The sequence below is a fragment of the Catenuloplanes atrovinosus genome (assembly GCF_031458235.1).
In the GTDB taxonomy this organism is placed as follows: domain Bacteria; phylum Actinomycetota; class Actinomycetes; order Mycobacteriales; family Micromonosporaceae; genus Catenuloplanes; species Catenuloplanes atrovinosus.
Map to the genome: position 1 here is coordinate 3,946,748 of NZ_JAVDYB010000001.1, position 19,944 is coordinate 3,966,691.

General features: G+C 74.7%; 16 protein-coding genes. 3 read left to right on the forward strand and 13 right to left on the reverse strand.

Annotated features, from left to right (window positions below):
* Positions 1-2: 2 nt before the first annotated feature.
* Complete coding sequence (locus tag J2S41_RS17740) at positions 3-437, forward strand: hypothetical protein (RefSeq protein WP_310368989.1); 435 nt, start codon at positions 3-5, stop codon at positions 435-437.
* On the opposite strand, the gene J2S41_RS17745 is transcribed toward J2S41_RS17740, so the two are convergent.
* Entirely contained in the window at positions 391-981 is a 591-nt protein-coding gene (locus J2S41_RS17745) for an acyltransferase (RefSeq protein ID WP_310368990.1), read from the reverse strand. The genes J2S41_RS17740 and J2S41_RS17745 overlap by 47 nt on opposite strands.
* Positions 982-1,083: 102 nt before the next feature.
* Here J2S41_RS17745 and J2S41_RS17750 point away from each other — a divergent pair, with 102 nt between their 5' ends.
* The gene (locus J2S41_RS17750) at positions 1,084-6,861 is read left to right on the forward strand and encodes an Ig-like domain-containing protein (protein WP_310368991.1); all 5,778 of its coding nucleotides are present in this window, start codon (positions 1,084-1,086) and stop codon (positions 6,859-6,861) included.
* On the opposite strand, the gene J2S41_RS17755 is transcribed toward J2S41_RS17750, so the two are convergent.
* From J2S41_RS17755 to J2S41_RS17775, 5 genes are all read right to left on the reverse strand, one after another.
* The gene (locus tag J2S41_RS17755) at positions 6,856-8,430 is read right to left on the reverse strand and encodes an outer membrane protein assembly factor BamB family protein (RefSeq protein ID WP_310368992.1); all 1,575 of its coding nucleotides are present in this window, start codon (positions 8,428-8,430) and stop codon (positions 6,856-6,858) included. The genes J2S41_RS17750 and J2S41_RS17755 overlap by 6 nt on opposite strands.
* Positions 8,431-8,549: 119 nt before the next feature.
* Complete coding sequence (locus J2S41_RS17760) at positions 8,550-9,017, reverse strand: hypothetical protein (protein WP_310368993.1); 468 nt, start codon at positions 9,015-9,017, stop codon at positions 8,550-8,552.
* A gap of 188 nt (positions 9,018-9,205) precedes the next feature.
* A complete protein-coding gene (locus tag J2S41_RS17765) occupies positions 9,206-9,949 on the reverse strand; it encodes a hypothetical protein (RefSeq protein ID WP_310368994.1) in 744 nt (247 codons plus the stop codon).
* Between the two features lie 51 nt (positions 9,950-10,000).
* Positions 10,001-11,869, reverse strand: a complete 1,869-nt coding sequence (locus tag J2S41_RS17770; RefSeq protein WP_310368995.1) for a glycoside hydrolase family 5 protein — start codon at positions 11,867-11,869, stop codon at positions 10,001-10,003.
* 57 nt (positions 11,870-11,926) lie between these two features.
* A complete protein-coding gene (locus J2S41_RS17775) occupies positions 11,927-12,922 on the reverse strand; it encodes a 5'-3' exonuclease (protein WP_310368996.1) in 996 nt (331 codons plus the stop codon).
* Between the two features lie 64 nt (positions 12,923-12,986).
* On the opposite strand from J2S41_RS17775, the gene J2S41_RS17780 reads away from it, so the two are divergent.
* Positions 12,987-13,856: an alpha/beta fold hydrolase gene (locus J2S41_RS17780; protein WP_310368997.1), complete on the forward strand. Its 870-nt coding sequence runs from the start codon at positions 12,987-12,989 to the stop codon at positions 13,854-13,856.
* A gap of 18 nt (positions 13,857-13,874) precedes the next feature.
* Here the strand turns inward: J2S41_RS17780 and metK are convergent, their stop codons facing one another.
* From metK to J2S41_RS17815, 7 genes are all read right to left on the reverse strand, one after another.
* Complete coding sequence (gene metK, locus J2S41_RS17785; RefSeq protein WP_310368998.1) at positions 13,875-15,056, reverse strand: methionine adenosyltransferase; 1,182 nt, start codon at positions 15,054-15,056, stop codon at positions 13,875-13,877.
* A 10-nt stretch (positions 15,057-15,066) separates the two neighbouring features.
* Positions 15,067-16,401, reverse strand: coding sequence for an acetyl-CoA carboxylase biotin carboxylase subunit (locus J2S41_RS17790; RefSeq protein ID WP_310368999.1), 1,335 nt, complete (start codon positions 16,399-16,401; stop codon positions 15,067-15,069).
* A gap of 11 nt (positions 16,402-16,412) precedes the next feature.
* Positions 16,413-16,835, reverse strand: coding sequence for an acetyl-CoA carboxylase biotin carboxyl carrier protein (locus tag J2S41_RS17795; RefSeq protein ID WP_310369000.1), 423 nt, complete (start codon positions 16,833-16,835; stop codon positions 16,413-16,415).
* Positions 16,832-18,499 carry an acetyl-CoA carboxylase carboxyltransferase subunit alpha gene (locus tag J2S41_RS17800; protein WP_310369001.1) on the reverse strand — a complete coding sequence of 556 codons (1,668 nt, stop codon included), beginning with the start codon at positions 18,497-18,499 and terminating at the stop codon, positions 16,832-16,834. Before J2S41_RS17800 ends, J2S41_RS17795 begins: the two co-directional genes overlap by 4 nt.
* A gap of 292 nt (positions 18,500-18,791) precedes the next feature.
* The gene (locus tag J2S41_RS17805) at positions 18,792-19,241 is read right to left on the reverse strand and encodes an SRPBCC family protein (RefSeq protein WP_310369002.1); all 450 of its coding nucleotides are present in this window, start codon (positions 19,239-19,241) and stop codon (positions 18,792-18,794) included.
* Between the two features lies 1 nt (position 19,242).
* On the reverse strand, positions 19,243-19,500 hold the full coding sequence (locus J2S41_RS17810; RefSeq protein ID WP_310369003.1) for an acyl carrier protein: 258 nt from the start codon (positions 19,498-19,500) through the stop codon (positions 19,243-19,245).
* A complete protein-coding gene (locus J2S41_RS17815) occupies positions 19,497-19,943 on the reverse strand; it encodes a cupin domain-containing protein (RefSeq protein WP_310369004.1) in 447 nt (148 codons plus the stop codon). The genes J2S41_RS17810 and J2S41_RS17815 overlap by 4 nt, the downstream gene beginning before the upstream one ends.
* Position 19,944: the final 1 nt, after the last annotated feature.

Sequence of the window (19,944 nt, forward strand, 5' to 3'; positions counted from 1 at the left end):
GCATGTGGCGCGACAGGTACGAGATCGGCGCGGACGGCAGGGAGATCACCACCTGGAGCGGCTCGTTCTGGCGGCAGGGCGGCGACTTCGCACTGGACGGGCGGTCGTACCGGGTGCGCAGCTCCGTGATGGGGCGCTCGTACACGATGACCGACGACGGCGGGCGCACCATCGCGTCGGCCAGCCGGGTCGGGCGGAAGCGGTGGACCGTCGAGGCGGACGGCCGGACGTACCACTTCCGCCGCGCCTCGTTCTGGAGCGGCGACCAGGAGCTGCACGACGACGTCGGCCACCGGGGCTCGATCCGGCGCACCGGCTTCTGGCGCACCGGCGTGGTCGCGGACCTGCCCGGCCTGCCGCCGCCGATCCAGGTGTTCGTGCTCGGCGTGGTCATCTCGATGTGGAACGCGGAGCAGGCTGCCGTGGCGGGCGCCTGACCACGGCGTCCCGCGGCCCGGCCGCGATCAGGCGGCGCAGCGCGGGCGTCAGCGGGCGCTCCACCAGGCGGTGGACCAGCCAGGCCAGCGCCAGCAGCGCCGCGACGGCGGCCACCAGCAGCACGGGCGCGGGCAGGCCGACGCGCTCGTGCGCGTACCGCATCATGGTGAAGCCGACCCGCGGATGCAGCAGGTAGAACGGGTACGACACCGCACCGGCGACGGCCAGCGGGCGCCAGTTCCACCGGTCGGTGGCGCCGAGCGCGACGGCCAGCAGCACGCCGTACGCCAGCGTGATGATCAAAAGTGCGGGCCGGACCGGCACCGGGAAGCCCGGGTTGGCGAACAGCACCCGCTCCCGCACCCGGAACAGGCTTACGAGCCAGGACCCGGCGAGCAGCGCCCAGAGCGGGACGCTCGGGCCGGAACGGCGGATCAGGTGGATCGTCATGCCGGCGACGAAGCACGGCGCGAACTGCGGCATCACCAGCTCGGCGAGCGGCACGCCCGGCGGCACCAGGACCGAGGCGGTCAGCCAGACCACGCACGGCTTCTGAGGCGGCGCGGGCGCTTCTCCTCAGGTCGGGGCGGGCGTGACCGATCGGGGCGTCGACAGAGCCGTCGCCGTCTTCCGGGGTGGTCGCACATGCCGCGCAGCGCCGCGCGTCGTACCGTAGGTGTCCTGCCGGCCGTCGTGCTGGTGCTGCTGGCCGGGGTCGCGGTCGCGCCGCCACCGGCGGCGGCGGTCGTGCTGCCGCGCTGTGGGGACGGCGGGACGCCCGCGGTCGTCGCGCTGCACGATCCGCACTTCTACGTCGACTCCGCCGCCACCGCGATGCTGCTGTCCGGGTTCGCCGGCTACCGGGTGGAGGCCGGTGCGTCGGCCCGTGGGCGGCTGTGGCTGCAGGTGGGCGGGTTCACCGGCGGCGTGCTCGGCCTGGCGCCGGGACAGCCGGCGGCGGCCGCGCTCCCGGCCCTGTCCAGCGGCGGCAGCGCGGCCCGGTACCTGCTGCTGACCGCGACCGGCACCACCACGATCCCGCAGTCGCACACCGTGACCCTGTTCGACGGCACGCCCGCGTCCGGGACCGCGCTGTGCACGCGGCCGTTCACCTACACGGACGTGGTGGACACGATCAAGGCGCTGGCGAACAAGGTGCAGAGCGTCTCCGCGTCCGTGCCGTCGGGGTCGGCGAAGCTCGGCGACGTGGTCACCGTGACCGTGCAGGGCGACACCGGCACGCTGGGCGCCGGGCCGCCGAACGACCCCGGGGTGCTGTCCTACACGCCGAACGCGCTCGGCAACTTCCCGGCCGGGGCGTGGCGGCTGGAGCGCACCGAGCTGACGATCTCGCCGGACGGCACGGCGCCGCCGCTCACCTACACCGACCGGCTGTACCTGACCGGCGCCAGCGGGCCGGCCCGGCCGTACACGGCCCGCTACGTGTTCCGGGCGATCGGGCCGAGCGCCGTCGCCGCGCCGCTGAAGCCGATCCAGTACATCGCCAGCGGCACCCAGGTCAAACACACCGACATCGGGGGTACGGCGCTGGGCGCGCTCCCGCCGGTCGACGTGACCGCGCCGATCACCGTCGGCAAGGAGGCCGGCCCGGACCTGCTGCCGGCCGGCGGCGGGCTGGTCACGTACACGCTGACCCTGACCAACGCGGCGAGCACCGCCGGGCTCGTCGACTGGGTGTCCGACACGCTGCCGGACGACTCGGCCTACCAGACCGGCACGATGCGGATCGGCGGCCGAACCGTCGCGGACCCGGCCGTCACCGGGCGCACCATGGTCGTGCAGGGGCCGATCGCGGTCCCGGCCGGGGGCAGCCTCCGGCTCTCCTACCAGGTGCGGCTCGGCGCGACCGCCGGCACCCGGACCAACGCGGCCGTGGCCCACTTCGGCGAGGTGGTCCTGGACCGCAGCGCCGACGTGACCGCCTCGGCACCGGCCACCGCCGCCGTCACCGTGGTCAGCGCCGCCGGCCTGAGCGTGCCGTCCGTGACCGTCTCCACCGCGGCCGGCAACCCGGTGACCGTGGACCCGGTGGCCGGGGTGACCGCGCCGTCCGGGCTGCCGCTGCGGATCACCGCGCTCGGCGCGCCGGGCGGCGGCGCGGCGGTGCTCGGTGCCGACGGCTCGGTCACCTACAACCCGGCCGCGGGCGCGTCCGGCACCGTGTCGTTCGGCTACACGGCCACCGACGGCTACAGCACCGGATCGGGCACCGTCACCGTGAACGTCACGCCGGTGGCCGCCGCCGACCTCTACAGCACCGGGCGGAGCACCACGCTGACCGCGTCCACCGGCGTGCTGGCCAACGACGCGTGCACCGGCTGCACGGTGAGCACGACGCCGGTCAGCGGGCCGGGCAGCGGCACGCTGACCATGTCCGGGAACGGCACGTTCAGCTACGTGCCGGCCGGCAGCACCAGCGGGACGGTCACGTTCACCTACCGGGCCACGGACGCGGCGGGGCGCACGGCGGACGGGCAGGTCACGATCAACGTGGCGGACCTCGCGCCGGACTTCGCCGCCACCGCGTACCAGACCGCGATCAACCCGCTGCCGCTCCAGGCCAACGATCCCGGGTGCGGCAACGCGTGCCGGCCCCAGGCGGGCACGGCGCCGGCGCTGGGCGCGGTCGTCTACCCGACCGGCGGCGGCAGCGTCGTCTCGTACACGCCGCACGCCGGCGTGTGGGGGCTGGACGTGTTCGCCTACGGGGTCACCGGCAACAGCGGCGGCGTCACCACCCCGGTCACGATCCTGGTCGGGCCGCCGGCGGTGGCCCGGCAGACGGCCTACGGCACCGCGGTCACCGGCGCGCTGCCCGCCGGCGGCTCGTGCGGGCGATGCGCCTACGCCCCCGGCACCGCGCCCGCGCACGGCACCGTCACGGTCGACGCGTCCACCGGGGCGTCGACCTACCGGCCCGCGTCCGGGTACGCGGGCACGGACTCCTACACCTACGAGGTGCGGGACCCGGTCAGCGGGCTGCGCACCACCGGGACCGTGACCGTCACGGTCGGGCCGCGCGCCGAGGACGACACCGCCTCGGTGCTGCTCGGCGCCACCGTCACCGGCGACGCGTCGGCCAACGACGCCTGCCCGGCCACCTGCACCCGGCAGTTGCTGACCGGGCCGTCCTCGGGCGCGCTGACCTTCAATCCGGACGGCACCTACTCGTACACGCCGGGCGGCACCATCGGCGCGTTCACCGCCACCTACCGGGTCACCAGTTCCGTGTCCGGCGCGGTGGCCGCGGACGGCACCATCCGGCTGACCGTGGGCGGCGCGGCCGACGACACCGCCACCACCGCACCCGGCCAGGCGGTCACCGTCGACGTGCGCGCCAACGACCCCTGCGCCTGCGTGCTCACCGCGGTCGGGCAGCCGCCGTCGGGCACGGCGGCGATCAGCAACGGGGCGGTGGTCTACACCCCGGCCGCCGGGTTCACCGGGCGGGTCACGATCCCGTACACGGTCGGCCAGGGCGGGGTCACCACCGGCGCGACCCTGGTCGTGACCGTGACCCCGCAGGCCGTGGCCGACACCGTCACCACCGTCGCCGGCACGCCGATCGAGGTATTACCGCTGGTCAACGACGTGTGCGCGGGGTGCGCGCTGACCGGCACCGGGCAGCCCGGCAGCGGAACGGCGAGCGTGTCCGGCGGCGTCGTCACGTACACGCCGGCCGGGGCGGGAACGGTCACGTTCCCGTACGGCGTCACGGACGAGTCCGGATCGACGGCGGCCGGAACGATCACGGTCCGCGTCGTGGCGGCACCCGCGGTCGCGGACGACGCCGTGGCCACGGTCGCCGCGGCACCGGCCGTCGCGGACGTGCTCGGCAACGACGTGTGCGCCGGATGCGCGGTGACGATCACCGGCGATCCGCGCTCCGGGACGGCGACCGTGGACGTGCGCGGGCGCGCGGTCTACCTGGCGGCGCCCGGGTTCAGCGGGGTGGACACCTTCCGCTACACGGCGACCGATCCGGGCACCGGCGCGTACGCGACGGCGGTCGTCACCGTCACCGTGGCGCCGTCCGGCCGGGACGACGAGGCGTACACCCGGATCGGTGTGCCGGTCGACGTCCCGGTGCTGGACAACGACGCGTGCACGTCCTGCACCGTGCAGGCGACCGTGACGGCCGGGCAGGTCAGCGCGTCGGTCGCCGGCGGGACGGTCACCGTCACGCCGAACCCGGGCTGGACCGGCACCGCGACCGTCGGCTACACCGCGACCGACCCGGTCACCGGCCTGACCGCCACCGCGACGGTCACCGTGGACGTCAACGACGCCCGGCCCGACTCCGCCACGGCCGCGGCCGGTGCCCCGGTCGCCGGCCTGGACGTGCTGGCCAACGACTACTGCCCCGGGTGCGCGGTCACCGCGGTCACGGCGGCGACCTTCGGCACCGCCTCCGTCCAGGGCGGCACGGTGAGCTGGCAGCCGCCGGCCGGCTTCGCCGGGGTGGCGTCGTTCGGCTACACCGCCGGGACCGGCGGGCACACCGTCACCAGCACGGTACGAATCCTCGTCGCACCCGCGGCCGTCCCCGTCGCCGTGCCCGCGGGCCAGGCCGGGACCGTCACGCCGGTGCCGTCCGGGAACTGCCCCGGATGCGCCCTGATCCCGCTCACCGGTCCGGAGCACGGCGACGTCGACGGGGGCGGTGCCGGGTTCACCTACACGCCGGTGCCCGGATACCAGGGGCCGGACACGTTCGACTACCGCGTCACCGACCCGGTCTCGAAGCGCACCGTCACCGCCACCGCGCTGCTCACCGTGGGCGGGCAGGCGCCGCCGGCCAAGGTGACCGTCAGCGCGAGCCCGGTGACCGTGGCGGCCGAGCCGCGGGACGGGGACGCGGTGACCTGGCGGTGGACGGTGACCAACAGCGGCGGCCAGAGCCTGCGGGCGATCGGCGCGGTCGCCGCCGACGGCGGGTCGGTCGCCTGCCCGGGCGCCACGCTCGCGGTCGGCGCCGGCATGGAGTGCACGGCCGCCCGGACGCTCACCCAGAACCAGATCGACGCGGGCACGGCCACGGCCGGCCTGGCCGTGACCGCGACGCCGGACACCGGCGGCGACGTCACCGACGGTGCACCGGCGACGGTGACGCTGACGCACGCGGCGCGGCTCGGGGTGACGGCGGCCGCGGTCCCGCAACCGGGCGACCTGATCGGGATCACGTACACGGTGACCAACACCGGCAACGTCACGCTGCGGCACCTCGGCGTCGTGCTGAGCCCGGGCGCGATCGCGCTGGCCTGCGCGGCGGTCACGCTGGCCCCGGGGGCGGGCACGGCGTGCACCGGTCAGCACGCGGTCACGCCGGCGGACCGGACCGCGGGGACGTGGAACGCGACCGGGACCGCGACGGCGGACCCGCCCGGGAGCGCAGCGGCGGTGACCGGGCAGCAGGCGGTGTCCGTGCAGCTCACCGTGGCGTCACCGGCGCCATCGGTCTCACCGTCGGCGCCGGTTTCGCCGTCGATCTCGCCGTCGCCGTCGATCGCGCCGTCGCCGTCGGTTTCGCCGTCGCCGTCGGTGACCCCGTCGGCATCGGCCACGCCTTCGGTGTCCGCCTCGCCGTCCGTGTCCCCCACCGCCTCGCCGACCGTGTCCCCCACCGCGTCGCCGACCGTGGCTCCCACCGCCGGCAGCGCGGTGCTCGGCGTGGTCTGGTTCGACCGGAACCAGGACGGCGACCGGGACCCCGGCGAGTGGCCGCTGCCCGGCGTCCAGGTGCGCATCAGCCGGGTCACCGGCGACGGCGCCGCCCTGGCCGCCGCCACCGCGGTCCCGTCCCGCACCGCCACCACCGCCGCCGACGGCGGTTATCGCTTCGCCGGCCTGCCGCCCGGCGATTACCGGGTGACCGCGGCCGTCAGCGCCGACGGCTTCTCCTACAGCTCCGACAGCGACGGCGACGACGACTGGTCCGTCACCGTGCGCACCGGCGACGCCGCCACCGCGACCGCCGAGTTCGCCGGCATCGGCCGCGGCGCGTTCGACGGTGTCATCTACGACAACGCGACCGGCGCCCCGATCGCCGGCGCGAACGTCACCTGCCGCTGGGCCGGCCTGGACGACGTCATGCGCACCGCCGACGACGTCCTGATGACCGTCGACGCGAGCCCGACCGGCGGCTTCACGCTGACCAGCCTTCCCTACGGCGCCTACGAGTGCGGCGGCCGGGACCCGCGCACCGGCGCGGCGTCGGCCGTCGCCCAGGTCGCGGTGCTCAGCGCCGACCGGCAGCACGTACCGCTGCCGGTCGGCACCACGGACTCCGGGCCGGACCTGCCCACCACCGGCGACGGCGTGCTGCCGCTGGTCGGCACCGGCCTGCTCCTGCTCATCACCGGCGCCGTGGCCGCGTCCGCCGGCCGTCGCCGCCGGCTATAGACCGAACGCGAGCAGCACGTTGCCGTACGGGCTGGGGTAGGCCGGGGCGTATCCGGACTGGACGTACAGCATGCCGTCGGCGACCACGGCGCCGCCGTTGCCGGAGATGGCGCTGCCGAAGCCGGTCAGGCCGTTGACGCCCTGGAACTCGCGGATGGTGTCGAACTCCCACAGGATCGCGCCGGTGGCGGCCGAGTAGATGCGCATCTTGCCGTCGTTGCTGCCCTCGTAGACCAGGCCGGGGGTGCTGGTGACGGCCGGCGTGTGGGCCGGTGCGCAGATGCCGGGCGGGAACGCGGCGGCGCCGCCGGTGGTGCAGCCGTCCGCGGGGCTCGGCGTCTCCCACAGCACCTGCCCGGTCGCCGGGCTCAGCGCGAACAGTGTGCCCGGGTCCGCGAAGTACGTCGCCACGTACAGCCGGTGACCGTCGAAGCTGCTCCCCCACTGGATGCCGGAGATGCCGCCGCTGGGCCACGGCACGGAGAGCTGCCGCCGCCACTCGACCGCGCCGGTCCGCGCGTCGAACGCGTGGTAGACGCCGCTCTTCTGGCCGACCCCGACCAGCGTACGGCCGGGAAGGCGGATGATGTTCGGCGTCGCGCCGATGTCGTAGTCGAGCGCGCTGCCGTCCTTCAGTCCCGGGCAGTACCCTTCCGCGTCCGGCTCGTTGCACAGGCTCCGCCACGTGTCCGAGTCGGTGACCTGCTGCTTCCACCGCACCGCGCCGCTGCGCGCGTCCAGTGCCAGCAGCGAGTCGAAGTCGCCCTCGCTGCCCGTGTAGTTCTGCCCGGTGCCGACGTAGAGCGTGCCGGTCGCCGGGTCGATCACCGGGGAGCTCCAGACGCCCGCGCCGGACGGCTCGAACCGCGCGGCCCCGCTCGGCCAGGTGCCCACCTGCCGCGGCTCCGGCACGGTCCAGTACCGCCAGGCCAGTTCGCCGGTGCGCGCGTCGATCGCGTCCAGGTGACCACGGAACGTGCAGCACGGGTAGTCCTCGCCGCCCGTGTTCTCCGCGCTGGACGCGCCGATGTAGATCTTCCCGTCGTAGTAGAGCGGCGAGCTGGTGTGCCAGCCCATCGGGTGCGGCTCGGTGTCCCGGGCCCACACCACGCGGCCGGTCCGCTGGTCCAGCGCGTACACGTACCCGCGGCTGTCGCCGAAGAAGACCTTGCCGGCCGCGACCGCGGGCCCGTCCAGCACGACCGCGTCGCCGGCCTCCGGGTCCACCGAGGTCAGCGTGAACGTCCAGCGGGTGGCGCCGGTCTTCGCGTCGCGCGCGTAGAACCGCCCGTCCGGACCGCCGAAGTAGATCACGCCGTCCACCACCGCGGGCTGGCTCTTGACCGGCGTCTCGGTCTCCGGGTACGCGAACGCCCACTTCAGCGTGAGGCGTCCCGCGGTCGCCGGGTTGATGCGCCGCTCGTCCGCGTTGTGCCGCGAGCCGCGCGTGTCGCCCTGCCAGGTCGGCCAGTCACCGCGGTGGCGGGTGGCCGCGGCGGCCGGATCCGCGGCGACGACGAGCAAGGGAAGTATCGTCGCCATCGCGGCGATACGGCGGAAGACGCGCATGTCCATCACCCCCGTGCGGCGGTGTGGCGTGCGCCATCATGGACCGCCGCGCCCACTGTAGAGGTCGATGTCCATCGAGGTCTGTCGTCTTCCCGATCGGCCGCCGCGGCCGGGCGCGGTCACAGCGCGACGTAGACCAGCTTCACCGGTACGGTGTCGACGCCGGCCGGGCCGGAGCCGCCGAAGACCTCCAGGCGTACCGTCCAGGTGGTCGACGTGATGTCGCCGGGCAGCATGCCGAGCCAGGCGGTGAACGACGCGCAGTCGCGGTAGATGGCGATCTTGTCCTTGATCGGGCCGCCGTGCGGGACCGCGCTGCCGGAGCAGAGCACCTTCCGGACGCCGCCCCTGCCGTGCGCGGTCCACCGGAACCGGGTGCCCGGCACGGCCTTCTTGCCGTCCACGCCCTTGCCCGCGAACGCGATCGCCACCGGATCGCCGTGCAGCGACTGCCTGGTCAGCGGCCCGGCCGGCGTGGTGATCGTCGCGGTCGGCGTGGGCAGCGGGCCGGCCTGCGCGACGGTCGCGCCCATCGTCGCCGCCAGCACCCCGGCCGCGATCCCCGCCGATGTGGTCTTGCCTCTCATCTCGTCCCCCTGTCGTGATGACTCCTCCCGGTAGCCAAGCCCGGTCGCCGGCCGGGCGGGCGGCGAACGCGGGACAACCAGCCGATCGGCCGGATCACCGGGCCGAAAGTCGCGGGAGGGTGACCGGCAAGCGCGACACCGCGTCCTGGTGCCTTCGTGCGGATCACGGGAACGTCCGGTCCGCCGAACTACGGCCGCCGGATGCGCGTCAGTACCAGCAGGAACGCGCCCAGCACGATCATCGCGAACCCGAGCGCGGCCGGCCCGGTCACGCGGAGGCCGGTGACCGGCAGGCCACCGCCGCGGACCGCGGTGGCGACCAGCGTGCGGGGCTCGCCGTCCGGTCCGGCGCCGCGCGCGAGCAGCGTGACCACGCCGTCCGGGGGCACCACCACGGCGGTCAGGCCGCCGTCCGTGTCCGCGGCCGGCATCGCCAGCGTGGCCGGTCCGGTGCCGTCCGCGCGATACCCGGCCAGCGCCACGGACGAGCGCGGCAGGAACCCGGCGCCCCGGACCTCGACGCGCGCCCCGGCCCGCCTCGTCTGAAGATCAAAAGCATCCGCCGGTACGGACGCCGGCGCGCTCGGCGAGCCCGGGGTGCTCCGGCCCGGCGCGTAGGCGGGCGCGCTCGTCCCGTTGGAACGCACGCTGATCCGGTACGAGACGCCCGCGCGGGCGCCGAGCACGCAGCCGAACGTGCGCCAATCGAGCGTCGCGCAGCTGGCGCCGCCCGGCTCCGCGTAGGCGACGTAGTGCGACAGCCCGGTGTCCACCGCGGGACTCCGCCAGCTCACCCGGATCGACGACACCCCGGGCTCGGCCACCACGTCCACCGGCGGCGCCGGCGCCGGCGCGTGCGCCGAGGCGGTCGGGGCCGTGGCGATCAGGCCCGCGGCGGCCAGCGCCGTGACCAGTGCGAATCTCAACATCACGAGGGACAAAATAGACAAAACCGACGTGATGCCGGGTTCGCCGCGCCGTCGTCACCGCAGCGGGCGGCAGAACAGCGCGGCCGGGCCGCCGGAGGAGCCGATCCGCCGGGTGAACGCGACACCGCCCGCGTACTCACCGTCGGCGCACTGGCCCTTGGAGCGCTGGTACGCGAACTCGCCGCCCGGCTCACCGGCCGGCCGGTTGTCGCCGCGGTCGAACCAGACCGTGCGCCCGCCGGCACCCAGCGCGCCCGTCACGGCCGTGCAGAGCGCGCTGGACACGACCGCGCCGCGCACCGCGTACCCGGTCATCACGTGCCCGGCCGGGCACTGGAACTTCGTGTAGCCGCTCGCCCAGTCCGGGGTGACGTGCCGCTCGTCCGTGACGACCTGGTAGGCGGCGGTCGTACCGATGCCGGAGACGTCCGTGCACAGGCCGCGGTTGCCGCTGTGGCTCAGCCCGATCAGGCGCTGGCCGTCCGGGCAGGCGGCCTTACGCGCGCCGCCGTCCCAGTCGCCGGCCGCCCGCATCCGTGCCGACCGCACGAAGTCGCCGTGGTCCGGGCTGAGCATCGACCAGCGCGCGACCGGCGCGACCGGGCCGGTGCGGCCGGGCGCGGCGACCAGCCGGTCCCAGTCGGCGGCGCGCCAGTCACCGCCGTCGCGGACCGTGCTCCGCACGCCGGCGCGGTCCCAGTGGATCAGCGCCCACCCGTTGGTCGCCTTGGCCTCGCCCCAGCCGACCAGCGGCCAGTACGCGAAGTCCGCGTCCGCCTGGATCAGGTAGTCCACGAAGTTGCCGAACCAGGCCCGCTGCGCCGCGCCGGTGCCGGGACTGCCGCCGACGCCGAACTCGCTGATCCACACCGGGGCGGTGAAGTGCCGGCCGGACTCCGCCGCCACGTAGAACGCCTCCCGGTACAGCGTGGCGAACAGCTCCTCGCGGCTGAGGTCCCGGTACCGCGGGTCGCTGGTCTCGCCGACGCCGGTCGCGCCGCTGTGCCGCGAGCCGGTGTAGTCGTAGAAGTGCGCGGAGTAGACCAGCTTGCCGGAGACCGTGAGCGTGTGCGACAGCCGGCCCACCGGCGTCAGCGTCGGCCGCCCGTGGTCGAAGCCGTCGACCGGCAGCCCGTACCAGTTGATGCCCTCCACGATGATCAGCAGGTTCGGGTTCGCCTCCGCGAGGATCCGCTCCCCCGCCCGCTGCGACGCCGCGAACCAGTCGTGCGCGTCGCCGAGGCCCCAGTTGGGATCGTCGAACACGTCCCGGCGCACCTCGTTGTAGAGATCCGCGCCCACCACGCGCGGGTTGTCCCGGTAGCGCGCGGCCATGAACACCCAGTCCTGCTCCCACGCGGCCGCGGTCTGCGCCGAGTTCCACCGCTCGTTGCCGTCCACGCCGCAGCACCAGCGCGTGGTGTTGGTGTGGTTGTTCAGGATGACCGCCAGTCCCGCGCCGGTCAGCGCGGCCACCACCGCGTCGTAGACCTGCAGCGGCGTCCGCCCGCGCAACTGCGGGTTCGCGGCCACGTCCGCGTCCGCCACCGGCCGCGCGTCCCGGATCATCTCGTTCGAGAACGGCAGCCGTACGCTGTTCAGCCCCAGCTCCGCGAAGCTCGCCACGATCTCGCCGACCGGCGCCCGGTCCAGCCCCATCGGGATGCGGTGCGCGTTCTCGCCCGCGTGGTGGTTCGCGTCCACCGCCGTGTCGCCCGAGCCGGTCCAGGTGCCGCTGGCGCCGTGCCAGTTCCCCGATTTCAGCTTGAACCGTGCTCCGGTCGCGTCCACGACGTACCGCCCGCGCGTGCTGAGCGGCGCCGTCCAGCCGTCCACCTCCGGCGCGGACGCCCGCGCCCCCGTGTCCGTGGCCACCAGCGTGGACACCACCAGCAGCATCGCGGTCAACGCCCGCACGACCATGCCACACCCCTCTCGGATCGACGGCGATCCATTATCACCCGGGTGCGGCGATCGGCGTCAGAACAGGGCGAGCTGACCCGGGCTGGGCTCGCGGCGGTGGCGCTGCGGCCGGCGGAAGACCGGCGGGTGCGGCTCCGTGACGCGCGTGTTCCGGGTGGCGGTCAGCGCCCAGAGCGCCGGCCCGAGGGTGGGCCCGCCGGAGACGGCCAGCGCGGCCCGGACCGTGGCGGTGTCCAGCGGCAGCCGCGCGCCGTCCAGGTGCGGAATCGGCAGGTCCGCGCGCATGCGCATCAGCCGGCGGTTGCGCGCCACCACCTGCCGCGCGTCGGGCGCGGCCAGCCGCTCCGCCGCCTGCTCACCGACCGCGGCCCGGACCGCGTGCCCGCCGGCGTCCAGGTCGGCCCAGGCCGCGTCGACCGTGCCGAGCGACGCGAGCAGCCGCGCCGAGATCGCCGCGCCGAAGCCGCGTACCCCCGGAAGGTTGTCCGACGGGTCGCCGCGCAGCGCCGCGTAGTCCAGGTATTGGTGCGGGTGCACGCCGCACAGCTCGTGCAGCCCCGCCGCGTCGATCAGCACCGCCTCGTCGAAGCCCCCGTTGCGGATTCGCAGCACCGAGGTGGCGTCGTCGATCAGCGCGAACGCGTCCCGGTCGCTGGTCATCAGGATCGACCGCCAGCCCGCCCGGCGCGCCTGCGCCGCGCTGCTGGCCAGCACGTCATCGGCCTCGTAGCCGCCGGGCACCACCGTGCACAGCCCCGCCGCGCGCAACAGCCCCGGCGCCGCCGCGAGCTGCGCCACCAGCTCGCCCGGTTTGTCCGGCCGATGGGCCTTGTAGCCGGGATAGTCCGCCCGCCGCGCCGACTCCTCCGGGCAGTCGAACCCGACCACGACCGCATCCGGCCGCAGCCGCGCCACGGCCCGCGCCGCGTACCGCGCGAAGCCCCGCAACGCCCACGCGTCGAGCTCCCCCGCGTCCGCCGCCCCGGCATGGTACGTCCGGTGCATCAGACTGTTCCCGTCCAGCACGAGCAACAGCGGCCCCGGATTCGACACCCAGGAAGCGTAGCGCTCAGGTTCGGGCACACCGGGGAGTGGTCGCGGACGTAGGCTCGGCGCCATGACGACGACGGAGACGCGGACGCTCGGGGTGCCGGGCGCGGAACTGGTCTACGACGTGCGCGGGCCGCTGCCGGCCGCGGACGGGCGACCGCCGCTGCTGATGATCGGCCAGCCGATGACCGCCGACGGGTTCCAGGCGCTCGCCGGGCACTTCACCGACCGGACCGTGGTCACCTACGACCCGCGCGGCCTGGGGCGCAGCACCCGCACGGACGGCCGGACCGACCACACCCCGCAGCGGCAGGCGGAGGATCTGCACCTGCTGATCGAGGCGCTCGGCGCGGGACCGGTCGAGCTGTTCGGCAGCAGCGGGGGCGCCGTCACCGGGCTGGAGCTGGTCACGCGGCACCCGGGTGACGTGGTCACGCTGGTGGCGCACGAGCCGCCGATCAACGCGGTGCTGCCGGACGCGGAGGCGGCGGAGCGGGCGCGGGACGGGTTCCACCAGGCGTACCAGAAGGGCGGCTGGGGCGCCGGCATGGCCGCGTTCGTGGCGATGACCTCCTGGCAGGGCGAGTTCACCGAGGCGTACTTCGCGCAGCCGGCGCCGGACCCGGCCGCGTTCGGCATGCCGGCGGACGACGACGGCACGCGGGAGGACCCGCTGCTGTCGAAGGCGTCGTGGGCGGTCTCCGACTACCGGCCGGACGTGGCGGCGCTGACGGCGGCGCCGGCCCGGGTGGTGATCGCGGTGGGCGAGGAGACCGGCGACACCTACACCGGGCGGACCGCGGTCGCGCTGGCCCGCCTGCTGGGCCAGGAGGCCGCGATGTTCCCGAGCCATCACGGCGGGTTCATGGGCGGCGAGCACGGCTACGCGGGCAAGCCGCCGGAGTTCGCCGCCCGGCTGCGGGAGATCCTCGGCTGACCGGGCCGGCGTACCCCCTTAACCGCCCACCGCGCTCTTGAGGTCCTGGGCCCGCTCCGTCCCCTCCCACGGCAGCAGGTCGCGCCCGAAGTGCCCGTAAGCGGCCGTCTGCCGGTAGATCGGCCGCAGCAGGTCCAGGTCGCGGATGATCGCGGCCGGGCGCAGGTCGAAGACCTCCGTGATCGCCCGCTCGATCCGCTCCGCCGGCACGTTCTCCGTCCCGAACGTCTCCACCGACACGCTCACCGGGTGCGCGCGGCCGATCGCGTACGCCACCTGCGTCTCGCACCGCTCCGCCAGCCCCGCCGCCACCACGTTCTTGGCGACCCACCGCATCGCGTACGCCCCCGACCGGTCCACCTTCGACGGGTCCTTGCCCGAGAACGCCCCTCCCCCGTGCCGCGCGTATCCGCCGTACGTATCGACGATGATCTTCCGTCCGGTCAGTCCCGCGTCCCCCATCGGCCCGCCGATCTCGAACCGCCCGGTCGGGTTGACCAGCAGCCGGTACCCGGCCACGTCCAGGTCCAGCGAGGCCAGCACCGGCTCCACCACCCGCTCCCGCACGTCCGGCACGAGCAGCCCGTCCAGCGACACCTCCGGCGCGTGCTGGCTGGAGACCACCACCGTCTCCAGCCGCACCGGCCGCGCGCCGTCGTAACCCACGGTGACCTGGGTCTTGCCGTCCGGCCGCAGGTACGGCACGGACCCGTCCCGGCGCACCTCCGCGAGCCGGCGCGCCATCCGGTGGGCCAGCGCGATCGGCAGCGGCATCAGCTCCGGCGTCTCCGCGCAGGCGAAGCCGAACATCATGCCCTGATCGCCGGCGCCCTGCGCGTCCAGTTCCTCGGCGGAGCCGTCCTCCCGGCGCTCGACCGCGGTGTCGACGCCGCGCGCGATGTCCGGCGACTGCGCGCCGATGGACACGCTGACGCCGCAGGAGGCGCCGTCGAAGCCCTTGGCGGACGAGTCGTACCCGATGCCGAGCACGACGTCGCGGACGATGGCCGGGATGTCCGCGTACGCCCGGGTGGTCACCTCGCCGGCCACGTGCACCTGACCGGTAGTAATCAGCGTCTCCACCGCGACGCGGCTGCGCGGATCGTCCGCGAGCAGCGCGTCCAGGATGCCGTCGCTGATCTGGTCAGCGATCTTGTCCGGGTGCCCCTCGGTCACCGACTCGGACGTGAACAGGCGCATGACGGTCCCCCTAAGAGATCAAACCCGTGTCGTGCTTGGCGGTACGGAACAGCGGGTGGTCGATGAGGTCGCGCAGGTACGGCGCGGTGGTGCGCACGCCCTGCCCCTCGATGCCGAACTCGCCGAGCGCGCGCCGCATGCGGGCCATCGCCTGCTCCCGGTCCGGCGCCCAGGCGATCACCTTGGCCAGCAGCGAGTCGTAGTCCGGCGGCACCCGGTAGCCGGCGTACCCGTGCGTGTCCACGCGGACGAACTGCCCGCCCGGCGGCAGGAACGTGGTGACCACGCCGGGCGTGGGCAGGAAGTCGCGCGCCGGGTCCTCCGCGTTGACCCGGCACTCGATCGCCACGCCGTCGAGCCGCACGTCCTCCTGGCGCAGCGTCATGCGTTCGCCGGCCGCGATCAGGATCTGCTCGCGGACCAGGTCGACGCCGGTGACCATCTCGGTGACCGGGTGCTCGACCTGGAGCCGGCAGTTGACCTCCATCAGGTGGAAGTCGTTCTCCCGCCCGACCAGGAACTCGAACGTGCCCGCGCCCACGTAGCCGGCCGCGCGGGCGCCGGTGACCGCGGCCGTGCGGATCCGGTCCAGCAGCTCGTCCGGAAGGCCGGGCGCGGGTGACTCCTCGATCAGCTTCTGGTGCCGGCGCTGCACCGAGCAGTCGCGCTCGCCCAGGTGGATGACGCCGCCGTGGGTGTCCGCGAGCACCTGGACCTCGACGTGGCGGGCGGACTCCAGGAACCGTTCGAGGTAGACCCGGCTGTCGCCGAACAGCGCCTGTGCGGCCGCGCGCGACTCGAGGTATCCGGTGGTCAGCTCGCCCGCGTCGCGGACCACCCGGACGCCGCGGCCACCACCGCCGGCGACCGCCTTGATGATCACGGGGAGGCCGATCCGGTCCGCGGTCTCGCGCGCCTCGGCCGGCGTCTCCACCGCGTGCGTGGTGCCGGGCAGGATCGGCAGGCCGGCCGCGGCCATCAGCGCGCGGGTGCGGGCCTTGTCGGCGAGCCGCGCCATCACGTCCGGCGGCGGGCCGATGAACGTGAGGTCGTTGGCCGCGCAGATCTCCGCGAAGTCCGGGTCCTCGGAGAGGAAGCCGTAACCGGGGTGGACCGCCTCGGCGCCGGCCAGCCGCGCGGCCTCCACGATCGCGGGTGGGCTCAGGTAGCTGCGGCGGCCGGGCGCGGGCCCGATGTGGACGGCGTCGTCGGCGATCCGGACCACGGCGGAGTCCCGGTCGGCCGTGGAGTAGACCGCGATGCTGCGGATTCCCATCTCCCGGCAGGTGCGGGCGACGCGGACGGCGATCTCGCCGCGGTTGGCGATGAGCACTGACTCGAACACGGCGCCCCCGCTCAGCCGGCCACGGCGATCAGGTGCTCGCCGTACTCGACCGGGCTGCCGTCCTCGGCCAGGATCTTGACCACCTCGCCGGCCGCCTCCGCCTCGACCGGGATCATGATCTTCATGGCCTCGATGATCGCGACCTGCTGGCCGGGCCGGACCGTGTCGCCCTCGCGGACGAACGGCTCCTCGCCCGGCTTCGGCGCGCGGTAGAACACGCCGACCATCGGCGCGCTGACGTACGCCAGCCCGGCGTCGGACGACTCCGGCGCGCGCGGAACCGCGGCCGGGGCCGCCTCCGGCGCCGCGGTCTCCGCCCACTCCATCTCCACCATCAGGTCGCCGTGTTGCAGGCGCAGGCGGCGCACCGGCGCCGGCGACGCCGCCAGCAGCCGCGCCACGCTCGTGCAGGCCTCGTCGAGCTCGTCCGTCACCGGTCGGTCCCTCCTTCGTCGACGCCGAGCGCCCGGAAGCGCGCGTGCCGGCGCGCCACGAGCTCCTCGGGGGTACGGGTGAGCAGCGCGGACAGCTCGTGGACGAGCACCGCCCGCAGCCGGCTCGCGGTGTGCGCGGGTGCGGTGTGCGCGCCGCCGTCCGGCTCCGGCACGACCGCGTCCACCACGCCGGTGGCGACCAGGTCGCGCGGCCGCAGCCCGAGCGCGGCCGCGGCCCGCGGCGCCTCCGCCGCGCTCTTCCACAGGATCGCGGCGCAGCCCTCCGGGCTGATCACCGAGTAGATCGCGCCGGAGGCCATCAGCACCCGGTCGGCCACGCCCAGCGCGAGCGCGCCGCCGCTGCCGCCCTCGCCGGTGACCGTCGCGATCACCGGCACCGGGAGCCCGGCCATCAGGCGCAGGTTCTCCGCGATCGCGATGGCCTGGCCGTTCTCCTCGGCCTCCATGCCGTGGTAGGCGCCGGGCGTGTCGATCAGCGTGAGCACCGGGACGCCGAGCTTCGCGGCCATCCGCATCAGGCGCGCGGCCTTGCGATACCCGGCGGGCGTGGCCATGCCGAAGTTGCGCGCGGCCAGGTCCGCGGGCGTGTGCCCCTTCTGCGTGCCGATCAGCATCACCGGCTGCCCGCCGATCCGGCCGAGCCCGCCCACGATCGCCGGATCGTCGCCGGAGGTGCGGTCGCCGTGCAACTCCTGGAACGTGTCCAGCACCGACCCGGCGTAGTCGAGCGTGGTCGGCCGCCCCAGGTGCCGGGCCGTCCGCACCTGCTCCCACGGGTCCGGGTCGGCCAGCGCGGCCGGCTCGGCGATCGGCGCCACGCCGCCGCCGGGCAGGTCGCCGCGGGTGAGCAGCAGCCGGCCCAGCGTCTCGCGCAGCTGCGTGCGCGGCCGGATGCCGTCGATCATGCCGCGGGCCAGCAGGAACTCCGCCGTCTGGAAGCCCTCCGGCAGCGCCGCCCGCATGGTCTGCGCGATGACGCGCGGGCCGGCGAAGCCCAGCCGCGCGCCGGGCTCCGCGATGATCACGTCGCAGAGCGTGGCGAACGACGCGGCCACGCCCCCGTACGTCGGGTCGGTGACCAGGCACACGGTGAGCACGCCGGCCTCGTCCAGCCGGCGCAGCGCCGAGGCGGTCTTGGCCATCTGCATCAGCGACAGCGCGCCCTCCTGCATGCGCGCGCCGCCGGACGCGGCCACGATCAGCAGCGGCGTGCTCGCGTCGCGCGCCCGCTCCGCGGTCTGCGTGATCAGCTCGCCGACCGCGGTGCCGAGGCTGCCGCCGAGAAACCGGAAATCCATCACGGCGGCGAACAGCGGCCGGCCGTGCACGGTGCCGCGCACGCAGACCACGGCCTCGTCCAGCCCGGTCGCGTCCCGGGCCTGAGCCAGCCGCAGCGGGTACGGCCGGGAGTCGACGAACCCGAGCCGGTCCACCGTGGACGCCGTCACGTCCAGCGGCCGCACGCTGCCCTCGTCGAACAGCTGCGCGATCCGCTGCGGCGCGGACAGCGGCTCGTGGTGGCCGCACTCCGGGCACACCCGCAGGTTCCGGTCGAGGCGCCGGCCGTAGAGCAGGGACCGGCACCGCCCGCACACCGACCACTCGGTCAGACTCGCGGTCGGCACCGCAGCCGAGGTCGTCATGCCGGACCGTCCTCTTCACTGCGGTCCCGGCGTGGTCGGCGCTGAGCCGATGATTCGCTCGCAAGCTCGCTCATGCCGGACCCCCCTCTTCACTGCGGTCCCGGCGTGGTCGGCGCTGAGCCGATGATTCGCTCGCAAGCTCGCTCATGCCGGACCCCCCTCTTCACTGCGGTCCCGGCGTGGTCGGCGCTGAGCCGATGATTCGCTCGCAAGCTCGCTCATGCCGGACCCCCCTCTTCACTGCGGTCCCGGCGTGGTCGGCGCTGAGCCGATGATTCGCTCGCAAGCTCGCTCATGCCGCGGCCTTCTCCACCAGGTCCCGGATGCGGTCCTGCTGGGCCCGGGAGGTGCGGTTGAGGTGGGCGGTCATGCCCTCGTCGTCGGTGTGCGCACCCGGCTTCAGCTCGAAGTCCTGCACCCAGCGCATCAGCACGCCGTCGTCGCGCGGCACGTACTCCCAGAACAGGTTCATGTACTTGAACGCGCCCGTCTCGATGCGCCGGGCCCGGACCGTGTGCGTGGCCGGGTCGGCGGTTCGCTCGGAGACCCAGCTCCACACGCGACCGGCCTCGTCCGGGTGCATGGTGAGGCGGAACCGGACCGTGTCGCCGTCGCGGTGCAGGATCTCCGCGGACGCGTACTCGCTGAACAGCTCCGGCCAGCTCGCCACGTCGTTGGTCATCTCCCAGACCAGGTCCAGCGGCGCCGCGATGAGCACGCTGTTGTCGGTGTGCCCGGCCATGTCAGGCCTCCGCCAGGCGCGCGTTGACGAAGTCCAGGACGTCCCGCGGCGTCTTCATCGACGTGGCCGCGTCGTCCGGGATGACGACGCCGTACTCCTGGCGCACGATCGAGGCCAGCTCCAGCATCGCCAGCGAGTCGTAGCCGAGCTCGCCGAAGAGCGCGTCCGCGGTCTCCGGCGCCGCCCAGTCGACGCCCTCGACCGCGCCGGACGAGGTCTCCAGGATGCGCCGCAGGTCCGGCAGCGTGAACGTGGTCATGACGATCCCTCCGTGGTGGGGGCGCCGCCGACCAGCGGCGGCGCGGCGTCCGGGTGCGGGACTTCCTCGGTGTCGACGTGGCCCAGCTCGGGGCGGGGCGCCAGCGGCGCGATCTGGAAGACCAGCAGCGCGGTCTCGCCGCCGGTGTTCTCGATCCGGTGTCGCTGGCCGCGGCGGACCATGACGGCCTCGTCCGCGGCGAGCACGACCTTCTCGCCGTCGATCCGGATCGTCACCTCGCCGCGCACCAGGTAGCAGAACTTGTCGGAGTACGGGTTGTACTGCTCGGCCACGTACTCGCCGGGCTCCAGCGTGACCGTGCCCAGGAAGCCGGCGGTGGCGTCGACCGTGCGCGGGCTGAGCAGGATGCGCACGTCACCACCGATCCGGTTGATCGCGGGTACGTCCGCGGCGCTGACCTTGCGTACCGGTTGCCGGTGCATG